The organism is Sphingomonas sp. PP-CC-1A-547, from assembly GCF_003610375.1.
GTDB lineage: Bacteria > Pseudomonadota > Alphaproteobacteria > Sphingomonadales > Sphingomonadaceae > Sphingomonas.
On sequence record NZ_RAPZ01000016.1, the window covers coordinates 51,010 to 73,221 of the forward strand.

Genomic DNA, 22,212 nt, shown 5'->3' on the forward strand with positions numbered 1-22,212 from the left:
GGATTATGCCTTCGCTTCAGCGATGACGGATGCCAATGCGCGAGTGGCAAGCGGCAGCTTGAACGCGTTGTCCTTGGTTGGTGTAGCGCCCTGGAAGGCCCGTGCGGTCACCGCAGCCGCACCACGTGGCAACAACGCATCCGCGGCTTCGACACGCCAGGGGCGGGGGGCCACGCCGCCGAACGCAACGCGCCCAGTACCGTCCGGCTGGATCACCGCGGCAACCGACACCAATGCATAGGCGTAGGACGCACGATCGCGCACCTTCTCGTAGTAATGCTTGCCGCCAAGCGGTTTGGGCAGCGTAACCGCGGTGATTAGCTCGCCTTGCTTCAGCACGGTATCCTGCTGGGGCGTATCACCCCACAGCCGGTGGAAGTCGGCGATGGGGATCGAACGGCGCTGCCCGGTCGCATCGACCGTCTCGACCACCGCGTCGAGCACGCGCATCGCCACAGCCATGTCGCCCGGGAACGTTGCGATGCAGCTGTCGCTGACGCCGATCACACCCAACTGGCGCGAATATCCGCCGATTGCCGCGCAACCCGAACCCGGCTTGCGCTTGTTGCACGCCATGTTGGTGTCGTAGAAATATGGGCACCGCGTACGCTGGAGCAGATTGCCTGCGGTCGACGCCTTGTTGCGCAATTGGCCCGACGCACCGGCGACGATAGCGCGGGTCAGCACGCCATAATCGCGGCGGACGCGCTCGTCCGCAGCGAGATTTGTGTTGGTCACCAGTGCACCAATGCGCAGGCCTCCGTCACGCGTCGCCTCGATCTTGTCGAAGCCGAGATCCTGCACGTCGACGAGATGAGTCGGCGTTTCGACCTCGATCTTCATCAGGTCGAGCAGGTTGGTCCCGCCCGCGATGAACTTGGCGGCCGGGTTTGCGGCAACGGCACGCGCCGCGCCGCTCGCGTCCTTGGCGCGCTCATAAGTGAAAGCTCTCATGCTTTTGCTCCCGCGACTTCGGCCATGGCCTCGGCGATGTTGGAATAGGCACCGCAGCGGCAAATGTTGCCGCTCATGCGCTCGCGCATCTCGACGTTCGACGCGGTCGGCTTGGTCATCAAGTCGCCCTGCGCGTGGCTCGGAACCCCACGCTTGATCTCGTCAAGGACCGCGACCGCCGAGCAAATTTGCCCCGGCGTGCAGTAGCCGCACTGATAGCCGTCATGCTTGATGAAGGCCGCCTGCATCGGATGCAGCTTGTCGGGCGTGCCGAGGCCCTCGATCGTCGTGATCTCGTCACCTTCGTGCATTACTGCGAGGCTCAGGCAGGAATTGATCCGGACCCCGTCGACCATCACGGTGCAGGCGCCGCACTGGCCGTGATCGCAGCCCTTCTTCGTACCCGTAAGGTGCAGGTGTTCGCGCAACGCATCGAGCAGTGTCGTCCGCGGATCGAGGCTGAGCTCACGCTTCTCGCCATTGACCTTGAAGCGTACTGGCATGGTTGGCGCGGCTTCCGCCTTGGGCGGCGTCGTTGCGACGGCACCGGCTGGTGATGCGACGATCACCGCGGTCGCTGCGCTTCCCGCTAGCAGCCCGCGTCGCGAAAACTCTACCTCAGATACGCTGGGCATGGGCTTCTTCTTCCTTCCTGTCGAACCGCGCGTCCGCGGTAAGGGTCTGATCTACATCAAAGATTGTCGAGGACTGTAACGCACCACCGCCTGGATCGGAGCGTGCATGTTGTTCAATGAAACCATGAGGATGGCTCATGGACCAACGGGCCGAGGAAGGGTGGTCGGATGCCGTTTCCAAGCCGTAGGCCTGGACCACCTGCGCCATGATCGAGAGCGCCAATGTTTGCGGGTCGCGTGTTGCCTTGATCAAGCCAACGGGCCCGGTGACGCGCGCGATGTCGCCCGTATCTGCCCCTGCGTCCAGCAGGCGCCGCTGGCGTTCGAGATGTGTACGCATGCTGCCCATCGCGCCAACAAAGAACGGGCGCTGTTCCAGCACTTGTAGCAGGAGCGGCGTTTCCCAATCGTGATCGTGGAACAACGTGATAACGGCGGTCCAGGGATCGACCATCAATCCTTCGACGCGGCCGACGAAGCGGAGAAGCTCGGCCGGCATGCCCTTCTCCCGTGCGTCCTCCACCAGCAAATTCTGCGGGCTCAAGAGCACGACCTCGGCGCCATAGGCACGGGCGATGTCGAGCATAGCGGCGGGTTCCGCACCATGCCCCATGACGACCAACCGCAGCACCGGTTCGTGCCGCACGATGAACGCCGTATCGTGCCATTGCGTGCGATCGTCTTCATCCGAACGAGCGGCAGTCATATCGCCGACAAGGGTGAGCCGAAGCGTGAGCGGCTCGCGCCGTTCCAGAACGGCGATGGCGCAATCGATCTGCTGGCGATCCGCTGCTGGCGTGAAAAGCAGGTCGATGCCCCCGCCGCAGGGCAAGCGAATGTCGATATAACGCGAGCCGTCTCCATAGCGCACGTGTCGCGCACGCCCTTCGGCAAGCACCTCCTGCGCCTCAGCGATCACCGCGGCTTCCACGCACCCGCCCGAAAACGACCCGAGCGACCGTCCGCTTTCGGCGACCGCCATGTGCTCGCCCGGCGCGCGCGCGGCACTGCCGGTGACGTCGGTCAGCGTCACCAGCGCGGCCCGTTCTCCGCGCTTGGCACAGTCGCGCAGGAAGCGCAGGATGGCCAGCGCCTGCTTCATGCAGTCGCTGCCTGCGCATGCCCAGCCATGCCGCGGTGTGCGCGGCCGATCGCCAAGGCGGCGACTGCTGCCACCGCGAGAAGGCCGGCGCTGGTGAGGAACTCGGCGCGCGGTCCGGCCGCATCGAAGACGATGCCGCCCATCGTCGCGCCCAGCGTAATCGCAAGCTGCACGATCGCCACCATCAGTCCGCCGCCAGCCTCAGCCTCGTCAGGCACGGTTCGCGCCAGCCAGGTCCACCATGCCACCGGAGCCGACGTGCCCGCAAAACCCCAGACCGCGAGCAGGATTCCGACCGCGACGACCGACGTGCCAACGACCGTCAGCGCCACCGCCGTAGCCGCCATCAAAGCGGGCAACACAGCGATCGTGAGGAACAGCCCCCCGTTCAGCACACGGCCGATCAGGACCGTGCCGATGAACCCGGATACGCCAAGGATCAGCAGCATGATCGACAGCATCGCCGGCGAGACGTGCGTTACCTGCTCGAGGAACGGGCGGAGATAGGTGAACAGCGCGAACTGTCCGACGAACAGCATGGCGACGGTCAGCAGGCCGAACACCACGGGCGGCCGGCGAAGCAGCGCGAACATGCTGCGGGCGCTCTGCCGTTCGGCCACGGGGAGGCTCGGCAGCGTGACGGCCTGCCAGATCACCGCGGCGAGCGCGACGGGTACCACGCAGAAGAATGCCCCGCGCCACCCGATCAGGTTGCCGACAAAGCTGCCCAGTGGCGCCGCGAGAACGGTAGCCAGCGCATTGCCGCCACTGATGACCGCAAGCGCCTTCGGGACTGACTGGCTCGGCACCAGTCGCATCGTGACCGCGGCGGACATCGACCAGAACCCGCCGATCGCGACGCCAAGAAGGGCTCGCCCGGCCATGAACACCAGATACGTGGGCGCGAAAGCAACGATGGCACCGGACAGCATCAGCATGCTGGTCAGCACGAGCAGCACGATCCGGCGGTCCATCCTGCCCAGCACGGCGGACAGCGAGAGGCTAGTGATGACCGCGAACAGGCCGGATACGGCGATCGCCTGTCCGGCCTTGCCCTCGCTGAGGTTCAGCGTCTGCGCGATCGGGCTGAGCAGGCTGACCGGCATGAACTCGGATGCGATGAGTACGAAGCTGCACAGCGCCATTGCGTATACCGCACCCCAGCGGGCGGGCCGATCATCGATGCGCGCGGCATCGGTTTCCGCAACCGCGGCGATGGGACTTGCCATGATGGCTCTCCTGAGTGTGTCAAATGCGCCCGGACCCGTCGGTGAGGAGGGATCACGACAGATCCGGACGCTCGCGCCTTGCCGGTTCGGGAACGAACGGTAGGCAGCGACGAACCGTAATTTAGGGGAAGACGAGCCGACCGACAATTCGGCCTGACGTTGATGCCTTGGTGAGCGTTGCTCATGCACGCACCCCGAAAACCCGAAGGCGTCAGGCGGCAGTGACCCGATAGCGAAGCCAGACGATCCCGCCGTCCATGACCTCATGGCTCATCAAAGCCAGATCATCGATCGGCAACCGAGCCGGCTCCGACGCGCCGGAGCCATCGAAAACGGCCGGAGCGCCTGATGCGCCATCGATTGCGGGAACGAGCATCAGGCTGATCTCGTCGACAAGGCCGGCACGGAGAAAGCCGCCATTGAGGTGACCACCCCCTTCGAGGAGCAGGCGGTCGATCCCGAGTTCGGCAGCGAGGATCGCTACAACCTCGTGCGGGTCGAGGTCGGTCTCACCGGCAAAGACGTAGCCGACGCCGTCCTCGCGCAATCCCGCGAGATGCGCGTCGGATACCGCCTTGGTCAGGACGACGACGATCGGATCGCCGCCGACGTCGCTGCGTCCCCAAGCGATCTTGCCCTGTGCATCGAGCACAACGCCATACGCCTCGGCATCGGCGTTCGGCAGCCACGCCTCTCGGGGCAACTTCGCTTTGGGGCGATCAGGATACGCTTTTGCCTTGGCGAATTCCTGGCCGGTGATACGCCCGACGAGCCACGATCCGCCGCCAAGCCGACCATGCAGTTCCTCGTACATATTATGTGAATGCACGCCGCTCGGCGTCCATCGTTCGGGCAGGATTTTGCCGTCGATGCTGCTGGCCATGTGACAGATGATATGGGGCTTCATGTACGGGAGTCCTGGAAATGGCTTTGAATCTACCTACAAAGAACGACCGCAGCGGCCTGTTGGCCCAATGAGGGTGCTGCATCGGATCGGTGAGGGGATTTCATGGAAGCGGCATCGACTGACTTCGTTCTTGATCGTGTCCGCGGCGACCAAGCCGCCTCAGCGTCAAGGAATTCGAGATGGCCGACCAGAACCAGAACTACGCAGGCAAGATTGCCTTCATCACCGGCGCCGCCAACGGCATCGGGCGCACCACCGCCATCGCCTTTGCCAAGGCCGGTGCCCATGTCGCCGTCGTCGATCTGAACGAAGACGGCGTTGCCGAAGTCGTCGCAGCGATCGAGGCCGCAGGGGCAGCGCCGTCGGCATCACCTGCGACGTCTCGAAGAGCGAGGACGTCCGCACCACGCTCGACAAGACCGTCGAGGCCTTCGGCGGTATCGACATCGCCTTCAACAATGCGGGCATCGAGCAGCAGCAGATCCCGCTGGCGGACCTCAGCGAGGAGGATTTTGACCGCATGACGGCGATCGACCTGCGCGGCGTGTTCCTGTGCATGAAGTACCAGATTCCGCTGATGCAGAAGCGCGGCGGCGGCGCGATCGTCAACACGTCGTCGGGCGCCGGCGTCGTCGGAATCGCCGGGCAGGCCGGCTACGTCGCGGTCAAGCACGGCGTGATCGGGCTCAGCAAGTCGGCCGCGCTCGAATATATCGGCGACGGCATCCGCGTGAACGTCATCTGCCCCGGCATCATCGAAACGCCGATGATCACGGACCGCGTTTCGGGCGGCACCGAGGAAGGTCAGAAGAAGATGATCGCGCAGGAGCCGATCGGCCGCATGGGGAAGCCCGAGGAGATTGCCGCCGCCGTCCTCTACATATGCTCGGACGCCGCGGCGTTCATGGTCGGCCACGCGATGGTCGTCGACGGAGGCCAGACCGTCGGTCTGGGCGGCTAGCCTTTACCGGCGACCCGGTGTTGCCGGCGGCGGATCGTCGGTGCCGAGCGAGGATGCGATCGCCATCCTCGCTCGGGCTGGTCCGGGATCGATACGTGAGCGGATTTCATCCCGTCGATGAAGGGCCGGCCGATTGTCTGGGCCAGCTCTTTCCTGGAAAAGCACGTGTCACGACGATCGGGGCGCTTCGTCCCGCTGGGTGAAGCGCCGCCGATACCGTCGGCCTATCCAAAAGCGAGGTCATCATGAGCAAGATCTGGTTTATCACCGGCGCCGGCAGCGGATTGGGCGCCGGCACCGCTCGCGCGGCCCTCCAGAATGGCGACCGGGTTATCGCAGCAGGTCGAAATGCCGCGAAGATTAATGATGCCCTTTCCGAGTACGCCGGCGACAATCTCGTCGTCACCGCGCTCGACGTGACGAACCCCGCTGAGGTTCAAGCCGCCGTTGATCGGGGCATTGCCGAGTTCGGTAAGATCGACGTGCTGCTCAATAACGCCGGCGGCGGCGTATTCGGGAATTTCGAGGAACTCGACTGGGCCGACATCGAGTGGCAGTACCGCGTCAACGTTTTCGGCGTGATGCACGTGCTGCGCGCGGTCTTGCCGGTCATGCGGCGCCAGCGATCCGGAAGGATCCTGAACATCAGCTCGGGCGGCGGCATCCAGGGCTTCGCGCAGAGCACTGCGTACGGCGCGACCAAGTTCGCCGTCGAGGGACTGACCCTCGCACTGGCGCAGGAGGTCGAGCAATTCGGCATCAGGACCGTGCTCGTCGAACCGGGCATGTTCCGGACCGACCTGCTGAGCAATGCGTCCGTGCGCTATGCTGCGCCCAGTATCGACGACTATTCGCATCTGACGCCTGCTCGCGACGCCTGGGCGCCGGTCAATGGAACGCAGGCGGGTGATCCGGCCAAGTTCGGGGATGTCATGGTGCAGATCGCGGGCATGGCGGAACCTCCGCGGATCCTCGCGGTGGGCAAGGACGTGCTCGGCATCATCGAGACGATGACCGCCGAGCGCCGGGAGCAGGCGGCGAGGTTTGCAAAGCTGTCGGGCTCGACCGACTTCAACGCTGCGCACTGATCGCCTGTTGGCCGACCCATGCTTCCTTTCAGGTCGGCCAACAGGCCGCAGGCCAGCCGAACGATGAACAAGATCAATTTCTCCTGCACGTCCTGCGGTCGTTGCTGTCACGATTTGCGCCTGACGCTCAGCGTCGCGGAGGCGATCCAGTGGTTGCATCGCGGCGGCAAGGTCCAGGTCCTCTGCCATGCGGCGGCGGATCTGGACGACCTCAGCCCGGTCGTCGCGTACAGGAGCGCACGAAGTTTTCCGGCACGAAGCGGCGGATTGGCGATCCGCGTACAGGTCATCCTGGCCGCGCATTTCGACGGCGCGTGTCCCAACCTGCTGCCGGACATGCGGTGCGGGATCTATGACGGACGGCCCAACACCTGCCGGATCTATCCCGCGGAGATCATTCCCGGCCTGGCCTTGAAGAGCGACCGCAAATTGTGCCCGCCCGAAGCTTGGAATGATCGCCAACCCGAGTATCTCTCGGCAGACGGACGCATCCTCGACGTCGTGACCGACACCGCGATCGCTGCTGCCCGCGCGGCCGGACTGCGCGAGGTCGGTATGCGCCGGGCGTTGGCGACCGCACTCGGCATGAGGATCGCCGCGTTGGAAAACGAGGGGTTTGCAGTCTGGAGCATCCCATCCGACGCGTTGCTCCCTAGTCTTCGCGACGCGATGCAGGAGGACGGTGATCCGAGCAAGGATACGCCATCCCCGGATTGGCTGTTCGTATCCCCGCGTCCCGAAACGCTGGCGTTGATCACCGCAGCGGGGGCGAATGCGGTGTCCTCTCCGAACCACGATCAGGTCGCATATCTGCCCCTATACTGAGTCCAGTGACCGACGCGTCAGCAGACCGAGCACCGGCTATAGCGAGCATCACGGGACGTCGCGGCGCCGATATGCCGCTCCAATAATTTGACGGCGCTGGACAGCGTTTGGATGTCGAGACCCAAGTGAATGTGCCGGACCGATCCAGCGGTAGCGCCGTGACGGTAGCGAACGCAGAATACCCGGAGTGCCTCGAGCCTTGGATCCGCCAGGGCGTTGTTGTCCCGAATACCGAAAACATAGCTGATCGCACGGGACATGCGCCGCGGGCGACATGCCGATGCAAGCGAGTCCTTCAAGGATAGCAGCACCACCTGCTGCTCGGTCACGGAAAGCCGATGCTCCACTAATATGTCCGGCACCCGGACTGTAGCGGTATCGTGGCGTATAGGGCGGTACAGCACGCTTTGCCGATCATGCCGAAACGAGTTGTGACGAAGGCGACGGCTCCCGGCGATCGTCCGCAGGCGGCCTTATCCGGAACCACAGGGCGTAAAGCGCAGGCAGGAACACCAGCGTCAGGACCGTCCCGCCCAGCGTCCCGCCGATCAGCGTGACCGCCATCGATCCCCAGAACACCGAACTGATCAACGGGACGAAGGCGAGCACGGCTGCCATTGCCGTCAGGATCACGGGCCGCGAACGCTGCACGGTCGCCTCGACGACCGCGTCATAGGGATCCATCCCCTCCCGCTCGTGATCGTGGATCTGCCCGATCAGGATCAGCGTATTGCGCATCAGGATGCCCGCCAGCGCGATCAGACCGAGGATCGCGTTGAACCCGAACGGCTGGCCCGTGACGAGCAGCGTCGGCACCACGCCGATGAGCCCCAGCGGCGCGGTCAGCAGAACGATCGCCATCGCCGACAAGCTGCGCACCTGGAGGATGATCACGATCATCATTAGCACGATCATGATCGGGAAGATCGGCGCGAGCGCGGCGTTCGCCTTGCCGGCCTCCTCGATCGAGCCGGCCATGTCGATATGGTAGCCGGACGACAGCGTATTGATGATCGGTTGTAGCTTCTCGAGCATCGCGGTCGATACATCGGGCGGCTGCAATCCGTCAGCGATGTCGCCGCGAACCGTGATCGTCGTCAGCCGGTCGCGGTGTTGCAGGGTCGGATCTTCCATGCGAACTTCGAGCTTGCCGATCTGGCTTACGGGTACGCGCTGGCCATTAGAGCCGGTCAGCATGTAGTCGCCGATGCGCGCCGGATCGAGCCGATCGCTGCCACCGGACCGCGCCACCACATCGACCGTCCGGATATCCTCGCGCGCCTGGCTGACCGTCGTACCGGTCAACAGGAACTGAAGCTGCTCGGCCACGTCGCTCGATGTCAGGCCGAGCGCGCGCAACCGGTCCTGCTCGAGCACGAAGTGCAGCGCAGGCGCGCGGTCGCCCCAGTCGGCGTTGACGGTACGCATCGTGGGATCCCGTTGCATCACGCCCTGCACCTTGTCGGCGATGCTGCGGACGGCTGCGAGATCGGGACCACTCACACGGAACGCGACGGGGAAGGGGGAGTAGGGGCCGAACACGAGTTGCGTCGCGCGAACTCGTGCCTGTGGCGCGAGCCCCTCCGCCGCCGCCTCACGCAGCCGCACCTTCAAGGCGTCGCGTGCATCCTCGTCGGCAGTCAGGACGATGATCTTGGCAAAGGACGGGTCGGGCAGCTCCGGCGACAGCGACATGAAGAAACGCGGTGCGCCCTGACCGACATAGGTCGTGACGACCTTGGCCTCGGGCTGCTTGCGCAACCACGTCTCGACCAGTGTCGCGGCTTCGCCGGTCTGCGCGATCGCGGTGCCCTTGGGCATCTGCACCTCGACCAGCACCTCTGGCCGGTCCGAGGCGGGAAAGAACTGCTTGTTGACCAGCGCCATGCCCGCGCCTGCAATCAGGAACGCACCCAGCGTCGCCAATGCGACCAGCAATTTGCGCCGCACCGCCCAGGCGATGATGCTGCGGACCCTTTCGTAGCGCGGCGTCCGGTAGATCGCGGCGTGCCCACCCTCGATCGGCTTGATCTCGGGCAGCATCTTCACGCCCATGTATGGCGTGAAGATCACCGCGACGAACCACGATGCGATCAGCGCGAAACCGACCACCCAGAAGATGTTGCCGGCATATTCGCCCGCCGTCGACTGCGCGAAGCCGACCGGCATCAGCCCGATCACGGTCACCAGCGTGCCGGCCAGCATCGGCGCAGCAGTGTGGCTCCAGGCATAGGCCGATGGGAAGGCACCGCGTGTTGGATGTCGGAGTCGCGCCTACCGTAGCCGCGGCTGCGCAGGCAGTGATCGCCGACCGACAACAGGCAGTTCGCATCGGGCGGCAGATAGATCCGCGCGACGTCCGCGGTCTTGTTCGCGACGTGATCGATGAACCCCGGATCCTGATGCGACAGCCCGTTGTGATCCTGCCGCCAGGCATGCGACGTCAGCAGGTAATTGAGCGACGCGATCGGCCGCCGCCACGGGATCGTCCTGGTCGTCTTCAGCCACTTGGCATGCTGGTTGACCATCGAATCGACGATGTGGACGAACGCCTCGTAACACGAAAACAGCCCATGCCGCCCGGTCAGCAGATACCCCTCCAGCCAACCCTGGCAGAGATGCTCGCTCAGCACTTCCATCACGCGACCGTCCGGCCCGAGATGCTCGTCGACCGGCTCGATCTCTGCCATCCAGACCTTTCTCGACACGTCGTACACGTCGGCGAGCCGGTTCGACGCGGTCTCGTCCGGCCCGAATAGTCGGAAGTTCACACTCGCAAGATTGAGCTTCATCACGTCGCGCAGATACCGGCCGAGCACGCGCGTCGCCCAGTTCTCAGAGTGATCGCGCACGCTCTTCACCGCGACCGCCATGCGTCGGAATTCCGCCTCCACATCGTGGCCAAGCCCGGTCAGACGCGACACGACGCTTTCGGCAGGAGGATTCGACACCGGTCCCGCCCCGCCGAACACACGTGCGGTTCGGAACCGCGCGGAACATTGCGGGGCGCGCGGGGGACAGACCTAGGCCACCGCGGGCGTGTTGTTATACGGCAGATAGAGGACGCGGTACCCTCGGCCCGCAATCGTCCTCATCAGCAGCATCGGCGCGTGTTGTCCTCCGTTTGTGCCGGGGAGGAACACGACCAACGGCGCATCTCGTGTGGCCGGCCCTCCGTTCAGGACCACGTTTGGGTCGTTGAACCGCTGGATGCGCGGGTCCGCGGCCGACGGCAAAATCCGCTCGACATCGCTCTGTGCCGAAGCGCCGGACGTTGTCAGGATCACGACCAGCGCAGAAACGACCTTGTGGGAAGAATGCTTTCTCAAGCTAACACCTCCGATTGCGATGATCGTCGAGGATCGTGGGTCGTGGGATCCTCGACCCTCCAGCCAGCAACAAGCGCGTATGCCTTACCGGCGCACCAGCTTGAGCATGCCACCGTCATACCAGGTCATGGCTAGCACCCCGCCCGCGCCTCGGAAGACCACGGGGTTGTCATCGGGGCCCCAGCTGCCGGATCGGCATTTGATTGCGAAGGTCGTCGGCCGTGGCATGCGCAGCTTGCGAAGTTGCACGCGTAGCTCTGCCGGCGCTGGTTTGTCGACCCGCACGAACTGTGGGTCCGAGCAGGCATCGTGCGTCGCCTGCGGCTGATCCCAGGCAAGACGCGTTCGGGAAAATGTCAGGCGCTTGCCCATCAAACTCGGATCATTGTCGCTAAGGGCTTGCACACCCTCGTCGTCAACCGCGACACCTGCCAATGGCCGGCGAACGCCGTCACATCGGCCCTGGATTGCGCGGTCGCCGCTGGTACCGCGAGGATCGCGATCACCATTGCGATATCCAGGACGCGTGCTTTCCTCATTCGCTCTCTCCTTGTTGAAGCCCGTCGACGCGGTACATCTCAAGCGCAGTCACGTCGGTCGTATCGCAGGGATGGATCTTGGGGCGTCTGGGACGATCGTATCATCGCCCCTTTCCAGTACCGTTCCGCTCGAATGTCACTTGCCGGCATGGTCACTCGTCTCCGAAGTCGATGCAGCGTTTTGAAGCGTGTCTGTATCCGAGGCATGACAAATCAACGACTTATGTAACATTTTGTCACGTGGCTTGCCTTCGGGCGGTCGCTGGTCTTCAGTCAGACATGACCGATCGTCCGATCGTTGCCGTCTGCGAGGACGATGCCGACATCCGTGAACTGCTCGCGGCCTCCCTTGCCGCACAGGGCTTTGTCGTGGAGACCGCAACCGATGCCGTGGCACTCGACAGCGTGCTCGCGAACACCAAAGTGTCGCTGGTGGTGCTGGACTGGATGTTACCCGGCGAGAACGGTCTGTCTGTGTGCCGACGCCTGTCCGCCGGTAATGGTCCACCGGTGATCATGCTCACCGCACGGGACGAGGATGGCGATCGCGTTGCGGGACTCGACGGCGGTGCGGACGATTATGTATCCAAGCCGTTCAACCCCCGTGTCTTGCTGTCGCGGATCAACGCTGTCCTGCGGCGTGGCGGTGCTCAGGTGGACGGTGATGTGCTGAGGGTTGCCGATCTGACGATCGACCCGGATGCACGGCGGGTTATGCTGGACGAACGTGACGTTGCGTTGACGGCGTCCGAATATGACCTGCTGCTCTGCTTCGTACGCGCGCCGCAACGGGTGTTGTCGCGTGATCAGCTTCTGGATGCCACCCGGGGCCGTACCGCCGACATGTTCGACCGGACAATCGATATGCAGGTGAGCCGGTTGCGCCGTCGATTGGAGGAGTCGGGTAGCGAGGTCGCGGTACTCATTCGCACCGTCCGCAACGCCGGCTACATTCTCGCCGCCTCGACACGCCGTTGATGACGAGGTGGCGATGAGAGGGCGCTTCGACCTGTTCGGACGGCTGCTGCTGATCCTCGTCGGCAGCGTGCTTCTCTTGGGGGCCACCAGCGTGACGCTCATTCTCGTCCACGACGAACTGCGGCCCCGGCGTCCATCGACCTTTCCCCGCGTTCGGCAGGCGGCGGGCATCATCGACCTCGCGGTCGGGCCGAGTGCACCCTTGCGTCAAATTCTGCTGCGGGCGGCCAACGGCTCGGATCTATCCGCGGTCATTCTGGCCACCCCGCCGCCGCCCGGCAAGTTGCAGCGCGCGCCGAAGCTCACCGCAAAACTGAAGGGGTTCATGAGAACCACCACACCGGTGATGGCTTACACCGATCCTCGCTACCGGCCTATTCGCAGAGGCAGCCCGATCGAAGGCTTTCTGGCGCGAGCAATCGCTCGCCTGCCCGACGGCAGCGTGCTGGTGCTGACGACCAACGCGACCGGCGATCAGGAGCGACCGCGCCTGTTCGGCCTGCCGGCCAGCCTATGGATGGGGGTTCTTGCGGTTATTGTCGTGCTGCTGGCCTTGTGGCTGACGGCCCGCGAGACGCGGCCGCTCCGGGACCTCGTACGGGTGACCCAACGTTTCGACGGGACCGCCGTCACGACCGTCACGACGCTAGCTGGCGCCGCTGACATCCGTCGTACGGCACAAGCCGTCACCGCGATGCAACGACGCGTGATCGACCTGTTGGGAGAGCGATCCTTGATGATCGGGGCCATCTCCCATGACCTTCGGACGCTTCTTACGCGTATGCGCCTGCGGGTCGTGGTGCTCGACGACCCCGCGCGCTCGAAGCTGGAAGCCGATCTGGATGGCATGGACGCCATGCTTGCCGACGCGCTCGCCTTCGTGCGAGGCACGACCGGCAGCGTGCGCGACCATGTGGACCTGGCCGACCTAGCAGCCGCAGAGGTGATCGAGCGGGAAATGCGCGATACCGCCCCCGAAATAACGACGGACCTGCATGATGCACCCTGCTTCGGCGATGCCCACGCGTTGCGCCGCGTGATCGCCAATCTCGTCGACAATGCCCGCAAATACGGCCGCGGCCGGATACACTTGTCCGTTACGCGAAGCGACCGAGCGGTCCACCTTGCTGTAGAGGGCAATGGTCCTGGAATACCGCTCGATCAGCGCTCTGCAGTCCTCGCGCCTTATTATCGGGGGGACGATCCTCAGCACCGCCGACTTGCAGGATCCGGGCTAGGATTGGCGATCGTTCAGCAGATCATGCGCGCTCACGGCGGCTTGCTGACGATCTCCGATTCCAAATTGGGTGGTGCGAAGGTTGCGGTGCAGTTGGATTGTGATCAGGCGTCGCGTGACTGTGACAACCGAACAATCACTGACGTCGGGTGACCAGGCCCCGCAATTCGCCAAACGGACCGTGCTAATCTGGTGGCGTTCAAACACTCGGAACAGCCAGCGCGCTTGCCGTATCGTGGGCGAAGACTGGCATTCGTTCGCCGTGACGATGAGTCCATCCAAAACGTCCACCGCATCACGGGTTTAGCGGACGTCCGTCGCTCCATCCAGTTCGTCCGTCGTGCATGCCGCCCATCCAATTTCGAGAGGTAAGGGCGCGGACTAGCACGTCAATCGCCCGAACGCGCCGACAAAGGTTCAGCAGTAGCTGTTGTTGACGCAACGAACGGGAAGTGGGCCGTGTCTATTTGGATGACGAAGCGGGGGGGGCGTTGCTCCTGAAATCACTAGTGTACGGCCGCGTGAGGCGCATCACCGACCGTCGGATGCCATGCATACCTCAGACCGCTGTCCTTCACATTCGGTCCAGTGTTCGCCACCATAGCGAGATGCGGACCGAAGGCACCGGATACCGGCCTGACGATTTCACCACCCAGCACTGTCCGATCGAATAGTGCGACTTCGTGTCCGCCTCGCTCCGCACGCAACCACGCTTTCCACGTGACCAGGGTGATAGGCTCGCCTTTCATACGCTTTTCGAACAGGGGGCGCAAGGCCGTCAGCAGTGTACGCCGGCCGTTCGAGTTCGTCCTGATCGCGTGATCCAGGTTGGCGAAATACATCATGCCCCGGCCATAAGGAACGCGCCGGACGCTCTCACGCGAGAAGGGGGCGGAATCAATGCGCGACTGCGTCCAGTTCCGCGCTTCGCTGCCGTAATACTCGGCGGCCTTTCTGTTTATCTCCTCGGCGCACTCCGACCACGGGCGCAACCCCGTCTCGCATGGCAGGGTCGCAGAGATATAGACGGTCAATCCCTCGACGAACCATGGTGCGGCGCTGTCGTCGAAATATCCTACCCAGTTGTGCGTCATCTCGTGCGCGATCGTGGTGCGAAGCCCGCTCTCGCTCTGATCGGGCAGGAAAGTCGGCGAGCCGACGGTGATCAGGCTGGCGCCATTCGCGACAGAAGCTGTGCCGGTCGCATAGCACGGTGCGTCGAGTGTTCGGATCAGCAGCAGGTATTGCGTAACACCGAGATATCCGAACGATCGCGAGAGGACGCGATACGTCTGACCGGCCCACGTCATCATCGCACGTGCGTCAAAGGGGGGATGGCCGACCGTATAGGCGTTGAAGTCGTGGCCATAGGCCGACTGACCCGCCGTCAACGGTCCCGCCAGCAGCCAACGATCGAGCAACGAGTCTGACGGTCCCTGTATCGTGATCGTGCCGAGGCCACCGGCCATCACACCGCGCGAACCCTTCACCATTTCCGACAGATCCCACCTCACCGTGGTCTGACGAAGTCCGGGTAGTTCCGGCAGCATGAGCAGACTGCCGGTGTTGCCGCCCAAGCCGTAGCCCGCCGCCTTGACACCGAACGGCGGTCCGCCCTGTTCAAACGGCGTCACCTTCATTCGGTAGCGCACCGTGACCAAGCCGGACACGGCGCGTGCTGTCGTCCAGCGTCGACCAGGATTTTGGTCCGGCATGATCCAATCGGCCGTTTGCGCAGCGACGGCCCCCTTTTGGTCGGTGATCGTAAGATCCATGACAGCCCCCGCGACGGGAACCATACCAGCGAAGCGCAATGGCGCGACCAGCGACAAAGGGGCTGGCGATCCGCGCCGCGTTATGCGCTGCTCAACCTCCACACCGATTACTTTGCGAGCGGGATCAGTCTTGGGTCGAAATGTTACCGCCAATGAGGACGATTGTGTTGTGGCAGTGTTCGATATGGGCGAAGCGGGTGCCAGCCATGCTGCCGGCGCTAATATCAAGGCGAGGCTCAGCCTCGCAGCGATCAAGATCGACGAATGCATCCTTGTCATTCCTGTCTGAAAACGGGGAGGGCGATCTCTTGGTAGTCACGGCAGTCGTCCGCGCAGGTTGCGCAATCGTGATCAACGGACGCCAGCCACCGCCCTTGTGACGTGCATCGATTTTGCCAGCGATGGGGACTAAAAAGCATGGTTTAAGAACGTCGTAGTCCGTACGAGAGATGCCGACTAAAGCATGCGCTGGCGTTAGATGATATAGCATACCTCTGATCGGAGGCGTGACGTTGAAATCGAGAGTTGGTCCCGCTTCAACCTCTTCTGCGGGGGGAGCGCAGTCGCGGCAATCCTGCTCGGCGGATCCATTCCCGCCCAGTCACCGCGTCACTCAACCGTGGAGTTTGCAGCGCTTATCGAAGATGCTGCCGCAGGTGACCGCGCACCGATCGCGGCTCGGAATCCCTGCACGTATCTAGTTGGACCGCGGATGAGACGGCCAGCATGTCGCAGGAACTGGGGATCGCGAGTCTGCTCGCCAAACAACCTCGCCAAGCAGTCGCTGGAGGAATGCCGGCCAGTATCGCGACGACGCGCGACGAGGCAGGCCTCGTACGCGCGGCCGTGGTGATCAGTGGTCTGACGCAGAATGCCATTCTTGACACAGGTGCTAACCTGTCGGTCATGTCGGCATCCGCTGCGAAGCGACTGGGTTTGCGCATACGCTATGGCGCGGGGAGGATCGCCAGCCCCAGTTCAGGCCAGATCGTCACACGCGTGGCGGTCGCCGATCGGCTCATCATCGCCGGTGTCGAACTGGCGCATGTCGCCTTCTTGGTCATGGACGATGCGCAGCTCGGTTTTCCGATTGCGGGGGGCTATCAGATCAACGCGATCTTGGGATTTCCGGTTTTCCGTGCGCTCGGCCGAGTGCGCTTCGACCGGGCGGGGGGATTTGCCGTGGGAAGGTCGACGGGCCCCGCACTGGCGGGCGATACCCTGCGCGCAAACGGGAATGACCTGTACGTGCTTGCGAACGTCGACAAGGTCCCCGTGCCGCTGCACCTTGATACGGGCGCTGCGAGCAGCGGACTCACCAGCCTGTTCGCCAACCGCGATCCGCAGTTGATAGGGGGATTGGCGTGCGGGTTGGAAAAGATCATGGGGTAGGTGGCAATACGATCGTTGCGCAAACCGCCATATGGAGGGATGTCGGGATCGCGGTCGGCACGGCATCGACATCATTGCGGCAGATCACCATCACTCTCGATCCGCCAGCAGGTAGGAAGGAGAAAAGGTTGGGCACGATCGGCCAGGATATACTCGGAGCTTTCGCGTCTTATACTCTAGACTTCGACACTATGAGCTTCGAGTTGGGGAAACCGACGGCGTACGTCTCGAAACTTCCAGCTTTCCGCTCGCGACTTCGCACCCCGATAGCGGATCTACGAGCCTCACGCTGCTGGCGGTACCGGCAATGGTAGGGCTCCCGCCAAGGCTGGTAGGAGACGCAAATTGGCCGCATTTGGTGTGCTAGCGGATCGTGCATGAACTATTTCATGCTAGCAATCGCGATCGTCTCCGAGGTTTGTGCCACGACTGCAATGAAGCAGTCCAATGGTTTCACTCGCATGCCTTGGACGTTCGCTACCGTCATCGGCTACGGTATTGCCTTCTACTTCCTGTCACTGACTCTTCGTACGATCCCGACAGGCATTGCATACGCTATCTGGTCAGGCGTCGGCATCGTCCTGATTTCAATGGCTGCGTGGGCATTCCAGGGTCAAAAGCTTGATGCCGCTGCTGTCATTGGCATGGGCCTAATCATCGCCGGCGTCATCGTCATGAACGTTTTTTCGAACGCTTCAGGCCACTGAAGCCGGCTGCGGCTTTCTTTCCGTTATGCGAGCAGCCAGTTGATCCGACCGCCACCAGCTTCTGCCTACCAGATGAACGGACGAATGAAGCGGGGAGGCGGGCGGAGGCACTCGAATGGCCGGGTATGGGGCTCCGCGTTCTCCTACCTCTATTCGGTTCGTTGCGGCAGTTCGGCAAGGGTCCTACTTCCGGAACGAGGCCGAAGAGAATTCGCCAACAGCTGCTGCGCGCCGCTCGGTGGTCACATCGGCGCTGGCAGCGCTACGCGGTAGACCAATATTCGGTTATCGTTGTCGACATCGGAATCGCAGGATTGGCCGGACATCTGGCAATGCCGTGCAATGAAGTCGTTGTCGTTGCCGACGAGCAGGAAATAATCGTTTGGATGGCCCTGCTCCAGCACAGGCACGAGATCCATCGCCTCCCATTTTTCAGACAGGTCCGCGACGGTCAGTCCGACGCGTGCCAGCTGGACCGGGTTGAGCATGTTGATAAACTCGACCCGGTTGGCCGGGACGATGCCGGTTTTCAACATCGTGCCGGCCGGGCTCCGCAACACGGACGCTGTGCCGGTCTCGTATGGCGTACCAGCAAGATCGGTCGCGCCGGTGGTGTCGACGAGTAGAATGCTTTTGTAGACGATGGGCGTCGCTTTCTCCACGCCGCGACCCGCGGCATCGCGTGCGAGCATCAGGAACCGATGGTCGTCGAGCGCGAGGATCTCGCTTTGCGCCGCGGTGCGATTTGGCGCGCTGCCATCACCGCGGTCGGCATAAGCGGGCAGTTGCACCACGTGATGCGCGATCGGGTGCGCCGGCGTCGGCGTGTGGCTCAGGTCATACAGGAGGACACGCGTGTTGATCCTACCCGCGGCGTTGCCGGTGGCGCTGTCCTGCATGAGCGCGCTTTGCAGCGCCACGAACAGCGTGCGACCGTCGGGCGACAGTGACATGCCCTCCGGCCCCTGATTGTTGCGCCGACCGGTGTCGGGCGCCTCCAACGATCCGAAATAACTTCGTCCGGCGCGTTGTGGCGCGATCGCGGTGGGGGGACGGATCACGCCGCGCAGGCGACCCTGCCGATCGAAATAATAGATGTTCGCGGTGTATTCGTCGCCGATGTAGAAGCCGCCGTCGCGTGTGAATTGCAGCGATTCCGCGTCGAACGATACCTTGCCGGCGCCCGTGCCGCTGGCCGGGGCGGGAAGAACGATGCCGCGCTCGGTAAGTGTGCCCGGCCCCGGATCGGCGCCGGTAAAGGGCTGGCCGCGAAAGTCCCGCAGTTCCAGGCCACCATCGGGTATGAGATCGAGCTTGCCGCTGGCCGGCGTGAAACGGACGCGGAAGCGGTTCAGCCGTGCGGGATAATCGAAGAAAAGCTTGGCGGCGGGATCGTTGCGCCCCCGATCGGGCAGGGTCCAGAGCACGCCCTCATAGTGGTCGCCGACTCGCTTCCAGCTGTCGCGCGCGATCTTCAGCGAGGAGAAGGAACCGAGCGTATCGCCGAGGAAATCGACCGTGTCCGCCGACAGCATTCCTGCGCCGACCAGGCCCTGATCGACATAGGTCCGACCGTGCAGCGAGACGCTGCGCGCGCCGGCGGTCCGATCCAGATGGGGGCGGGTGATGGCATCCTCGCCGCCAGTGAAGGCGGTGAGGAGACCCATCAGGATCAGCAGGGCCGGCAGGCGTCTAGAATGCAACGCCGAGGGTTCCGAAGACCTGCCGTGGTGCCGACGAATGGAATACCAGGATCGATCCCGTGGGGTCGCTCGGCGCGAACACGCTGCTGTCGAAATTGGAGGCATAGCGCTTGTCCGTCAGGTTGGTGACGTTCAACGACAGCTTCGTGTTCTTCAACGGACCGAAGTCGTCGAAGCTGTAGCTGAGACCGAGATCCACCGTAGCATACCCACCGAACCCCTGGTCGTTCGTATAGGTATAATAGCGCTTGCCCGTATATTTACCCAGCACCGAAGCGGAGAAGCCGCCCTGCGTCAGCGTCAGCATGCTTGAATAGAGCTGCTTCGGTGTATCGACCTGCTGCTTGCCATCGGTGGCATAGAGCACGCAGGTGGTCGTGCAGAAGTTCAGATCCTGATCATAGGTCGTCTTGTTCAGCGACGCCGAATTATACCACGTAATCCACGGCGCAGGCTTCAGGAGGACGCCCAGTTCGACGCCCCGAGCGGTGACGCTGCCGGCGTTGTGGAAGGAGTTGCCGCAGCCCGGGTTCTGCTGCTGGTTCGTCGGGCACGGGTTGTACTGAAGCAGGCGGTCGTCGAACTTCACCCAATAGCCGGTCAGCGACACCTGCAGCATCCGGCTGACATACCGATAGCCGCCCTCGACGCTGCGCGACGTTTCCGGCTTTAGCGTCGATCCCTGGACGTTCCAGATCGGCTGCGTCACCGATTGCGGCCCGAGCTTGAAGCCGCCCTGGTACATCGCGATGTTCTCGGCATAGCTTGCGAACAGCTCGTGCCCCCGCGCGACTTCCCAGCGGACGCCCGCCTCCGGAAGGAAGTAATCCTTGGCTACCAGCGTCCCCGTCGCGAACTGCGTGGATGCGGGCGGCGCGGCCTTGGCGATGCCAGGCACGGCGCGCGCGTCGGACCGCGAATAGGTGCCCTTGAAGCCGAAATCGAAACTCAGCGCGTCGTCGAGCAGCGACACCGTATCCTGCAGATAGAATTGCCGCGTCGTCCAGTCGGTCTCCTGGACCCACTGCGCCGTTGCCGGCTGGCCGCCGAGGAACTGTCCCAGGTCGAACGGGCCCTTCACGTCATTGCGAATATAGCGCGCCGCGCTGCTGGTGTTGCCCTCCGTCCAGACGCCCGCTTCGAAATGGTTGAAGCCGATCCGCCAGCTCAGGCTGCCGAGGATGCCGTCGCGGTCGATGGTATAACGCGTGTCACGGATCTGCACCGGCAGGTCGTCCGCGGTGGTTGCCGTCCCCTGTGTCGAGAGCCCGGAGATGAAGTTGTTGCCGGCACCCTTGTCGGTGTGGCGATACCCCTGCACGCGGGCGCTGAGGTTCTTTGCGATGTCGATGTCGGCCGCGAGGTAGAAGAGTTCGTCGTTTCGCAGGATCTGGCCATTGGTGTAGGTGACGTCGCCGCTCTTCTCCGGCAGCACCGAGGGCGCGCACTTGATCGGCGTCGTCGTCACGGCGCAGGCGTTGCGGCTGAGATAGGTCTGCCAGTCGGGCGCGTAACCGCCGAGATCCCAACCGCGGCGTCCTAGCGTTTCCTTGGACAGATAGGCATCGTCGGCCTGGTTGGTGCGCGAGATGTCCGCAAAGGCGGTAAGGCGGAAGCCGTCGGTCTTGTACATGATCTTGGCGTTGATCTGCTTGCTGGTGGACCGGGTATATGCGCCTTGATCGACGAACAGGTCCTGTCGGGCATATTGGCCTGAGACATAGGCCGACAGGCCTTCATACTCGCCGGTGTCGAGGCGGACAAAGGTGCGCAGGGCGTTCTCGCTGCCGACGGTCTGGCTGATCTTGAGACCGAGATCCTTGCTCGGATTGCTGCTGGTATACATCACCGCACCGCCGAGGTTGCTAGTCGAGGCGATGCCGAGACCGGCGATCCCGGTCGCGAGATCGGCACGGCCCAGATTTTCCGAAATCAACGCGCGGCTGATCGTAAGGCCGTTGTAGTTGTTATAGGCGCCGTCGCCGAGCGGCATCCCGTCGAGCGTGTAGCCGAGATGCGTCGTGCTGAAACCGCGAACCTGCAGCGACATCGACTGTTCGTTGAGGCCCAGCGCATCGATCGACTGCGCGCTGACGCCGGGCAGCATGTTCAGCGCCTTCTGAATGCTGGTGCCGGGCGGCAGCGCGTCGAGGTTCGCCGGCAACAGGGTCGATACCGAGCGGGTTTCACCGGCGCCGACCACGACAATGTCGGCGGTGGTGTCGGCATCTGCGGTGGTGTCGGCATTCTGGAACTGGGGATCGGCAGACTGGGCATGCGCACCGGGCGCGAACGCAGTCAGTGCGGCGGACGCCATCAGAACGGCGTAGCCGCGACCGCTGCGCAGTCCGCGGCGCGAAAAATATGTCATGGTGGTTCCCTGTCGCAGCAGCCGAACGGCCGCCCCCTCGACGCGGCTAGACGCTAGGGGAGTCATTTCGGTGACGAAACGGTGTCGTTTGGGTGACACTTTGCGGGGCAGTTGTTCTGGAACCTAAATCTGACGAACGACGAATGTCTCAATGTTGAAAGTTTTAAACGGTTCGTGAACGACCGAAAGTAGGTCCCCCCGCCACAAGGCGCGACGGCTAGCAGCTGAGCTATGATTGGCGGCGTGAAGAAGCCCTGGTCGTTTCGGTACCCGAGAAGGACGTCGTTGCCGCCGGACCAGCGCTTGAACCGGTCGCCGTCGGCGGCACCGTCGAGGATCAGTAAGCGCGTGCGCGGGAAGCCGCCGTCGTTGCCCCACACGGCCGACTGCCGAGGGTGCGTGCAGGTCGCGAAGTCCTCAAGCTAGGTCTCCCAGCTGCCGTTGGCGCGAAATCGGTTGGGGAGGGACGTGTTTTGGCAG

Annotated in this window: 20 protein-coding genes and 1 pseudogene; 7 read left to right on the forward strand and 14 right to left on the reverse strand. The window is 63.5% G+C overall.

Annotated elements, in window-relative coordinates; all coding sequences use genetic code 11:
* Positions 1-3 precede the first annotated feature (3 nt).
* From C8J39_RS17630 to C8J39_RS17650, 5 genes are all read right to left on the reverse strand, one after another.
* Positions 4-954, reverse strand: coding sequence for a xanthine dehydrogenase family protein subunit M (locus C8J39_RS17630; RefSeq protein ID WP_120301642.1), 951 nt, complete (start codon positions 952-954; stop codon positions 4-6).
* Positions 951-1,589 carry an aldehyde dehydrogenase iron-sulfur subunit PaoA gene (paoA, locus tag C8J39_RS17635; RefSeq protein WP_120301643.1) on the reverse strand — a complete coding sequence of 213 codons (639 nt, stop codon included), beginning with the start codon at positions 1,587-1,589 and terminating at the stop codon, positions 951-953. Before paoA ends, C8J39_RS17630 begins: the two co-directional genes overlap by 4 nt.
* Complete coding sequence (locus C8J39_RS17640) at positions 1,573-2,691, reverse strand: XdhC family protein (RefSeq protein WP_120301644.1); 1,119 nt, start codon at positions 2,689-2,691, stop codon at positions 1,573-1,575. The genes paoA and C8J39_RS17640 overlap by 17 nt, the downstream gene beginning before the upstream one ends.
* Complete coding sequence (locus tag C8J39_RS17645; protein WP_120301645.1) at positions 2,688-3,920, reverse strand: MFS transporter; 1,233 nt, start codon at positions 3,918-3,920, stop codon at positions 2,688-2,690. Before C8J39_RS17645 ends, C8J39_RS17640 begins: the two co-directional genes overlap by 4 nt.
* Positions 3,921-4,131: 211 nt before the next feature.
* The gene (locus tag C8J39_RS17650; protein WP_120301646.1) at positions 4,132-4,827 is read right to left on the reverse strand and encodes a dihydrofolate reductase family protein; all 696 of its coding nucleotides are present in this window, start codon (positions 4,825-4,827) and stop codon (positions 4,132-4,134) included.
* Between the two features lie 179 nt (positions 4,828-5,006).
* Between C8J39_RS17650 and C8J39_RS17655 the strand changes: the two are divergent.
* From C8J39_RS17655 to C8J39_RS17665, 3 genes and pseudogenes are all read left to right on the forward strand, one after another.
* Positions 5,007-5,788 (forward strand): annotated as a pseudogene (locus tag C8J39_RS17655) (glucose 1-dehydrogenase).
* A 245-nt stretch (positions 5,789-6,033) separates the two neighbouring features.
* Positions 6,034-6,876: an SDR family NAD(P)-dependent oxidoreductase gene (locus tag C8J39_RS17660; RefSeq protein WP_120301647.1), complete on the forward strand. Its 843-nt coding sequence runs from the start codon at positions 6,034-6,036 to the stop codon at positions 6,874-6,876.
* 63 nt (positions 6,877-6,939) lie between these two features.
* On the forward strand, positions 6,940-7,701 hold the full coding sequence (locus tag C8J39_RS17665) for a YkgJ family cysteine cluster protein (RefSeq protein WP_165895285.1): 762 nt from the start codon (positions 6,940-6,942) through the stop codon (positions 7,699-7,701).
* A 17-nt stretch (positions 7,702-7,718) separates the two neighbouring features.
* Here C8J39_RS17665 and C8J39_RS17670 read toward each other — a convergent pair whose 3' ends face one another.
* The 6 genes from C8J39_RS17670 to C8J39_RS18890 all read right to left on the reverse strand — a co-directional run bounded on the left by C8J39_RS17670 (position 7,719) and on the right by C8J39_RS18890 (position 11,569).
* Entirely contained in the window at positions 7,719-8,030 is a 312-nt protein-coding gene (locus C8J39_RS17670) for a hypothetical protein (protein WP_147420686.1), read from the reverse strand.
* 85 nt (positions 8,031-8,115) lie between these two features.
* A complete protein-coding gene (locus C8J39_RS17675; protein ID WP_404969372.1) occupies positions 8,116-9,870 on the reverse strand; it encodes an efflux RND transporter permease subunit in 1,755 nt (584 codons plus the stop codon).
* A 14-nt stretch (positions 9,871-9,884) separates the two neighbouring features.
* Complete coding sequence (locus C8J39_RS17680) at positions 9,885-10,652, reverse strand: hypothetical protein (protein ID WP_243650226.1); 768 nt, start codon at positions 10,650-10,652, stop codon at positions 9,885-9,887.
* A 72-nt stretch (positions 10,653-10,724) separates the two neighbouring features.
* Positions 10,725-11,030, reverse strand: coding sequence for a hypothetical protein (locus tag C8J39_RS17685; protein WP_120301650.1), 306 nt, complete (start codon positions 11,028-11,030; stop codon positions 10,725-10,727).
* An 84-nt stretch (positions 11,031-11,114) separates the two neighbouring features.
* Positions 11,115-11,402: a hypothetical protein gene (locus tag C8J39_RS17690; RefSeq protein WP_120301651.1), complete on the reverse strand. Its 288-nt coding sequence runs from the start codon at positions 11,400-11,402 to the stop codon at positions 11,115-11,117.
* Positions 11,402-11,569, reverse strand: a complete 168-nt coding sequence (locus C8J39_RS18890) for a hypothetical protein (RefSeq protein ID WP_165895287.1) — start codon at positions 11,567-11,569, stop codon at positions 11,402-11,404. Before C8J39_RS18890 ends, C8J39_RS17690 begins: the two co-directional genes overlap by 1 nt.
* Positions 11,570-11,848: 279 nt before the next feature.
* Here C8J39_RS18890 and C8J39_RS17695 point away from each other — a divergent pair, with 279 nt between their 5' ends.
* Together C8J39_RS17695 and C8J39_RS17700 are read left to right on the forward strand one after the other, a co-directional pair.
* Positions 11,849-12,547 (forward strand): response regulator, encoded by a 699-nt coding sequence (locus C8J39_RS17695; RefSeq protein ID WP_120301652.1) that lies wholly within the window; start codon positions 11,849-11,851, stop codon positions 12,545-12,547.
* A 13-nt stretch (positions 12,548-12,560) separates the two neighbouring features.
* Positions 12,561-13,937: an ATP-binding protein gene (locus C8J39_RS17700; protein ID WP_120301653.1), complete on the forward strand. Its 1,377-nt coding sequence runs from the start codon at positions 12,561-12,563 to the stop codon at positions 13,935-13,937.
* Positions 13,938-14,290: 353 nt separating this feature from the next.
* Here C8J39_RS17700 and C8J39_RS17705 read toward each other — a convergent pair whose 3' ends face one another.
* Positions 14,291-15,559, reverse strand: a complete 1,269-nt coding sequence (locus C8J39_RS17705) for a hypothetical protein (RefSeq protein ID WP_120301654.1) — start codon at positions 15,557-15,559, stop codon at positions 14,291-14,293.
* A 726-nt stretch (positions 15,560-16,285) separates the two neighbouring features.
* Between C8J39_RS17705 and C8J39_RS17710 the strand changes: the two genes are divergently transcribed.
* Both C8J39_RS17710 and C8J39_RS17715 read left to right on the forward strand, forming a co-directional pair.
* Positions 16,286-16,951: a retropepsin-like aspartic protease gene (locus tag C8J39_RS17710; protein ID WP_120301655.1), complete on the forward strand. Its 666-nt coding sequence runs from the start codon at positions 16,286-16,288 to the stop codon at positions 16,949-16,951.
* 377 nt (positions 16,952-17,328) lie between these two features.
* Entirely contained in the window at positions 17,329-17,658 is a 330-nt protein-coding gene (locus tag C8J39_RS17715) for a multidrug efflux SMR transporter (RefSeq protein ID WP_120301656.1), read from the forward strand.
* A gap of 242 nt (positions 17,659-17,900) precedes the next feature.
* On the opposite strand, the gene C8J39_RS17720 is transcribed toward C8J39_RS17715, so the two are convergent.
* A complete protein-coding gene (locus tag C8J39_RS17720; RefSeq protein ID WP_120301657.1) occupies positions 17,901-19,325 on the reverse strand; it encodes an esterase-like activity of phytase family protein in 1,425 nt (474 codons plus the stop codon).
* 25 nt (positions 19,326-19,350) lie between these two features.
* Complete coding sequence (locus tag C8J39_RS17725; protein WP_243650227.1) at positions 19,351-21,732, reverse strand: TonB-dependent receptor; 2,382 nt, start codon at positions 21,730-21,732, stop codon at positions 19,351-19,353.
* Positions 21,733-22,212 lie beyond the last annotated feature (480 nt).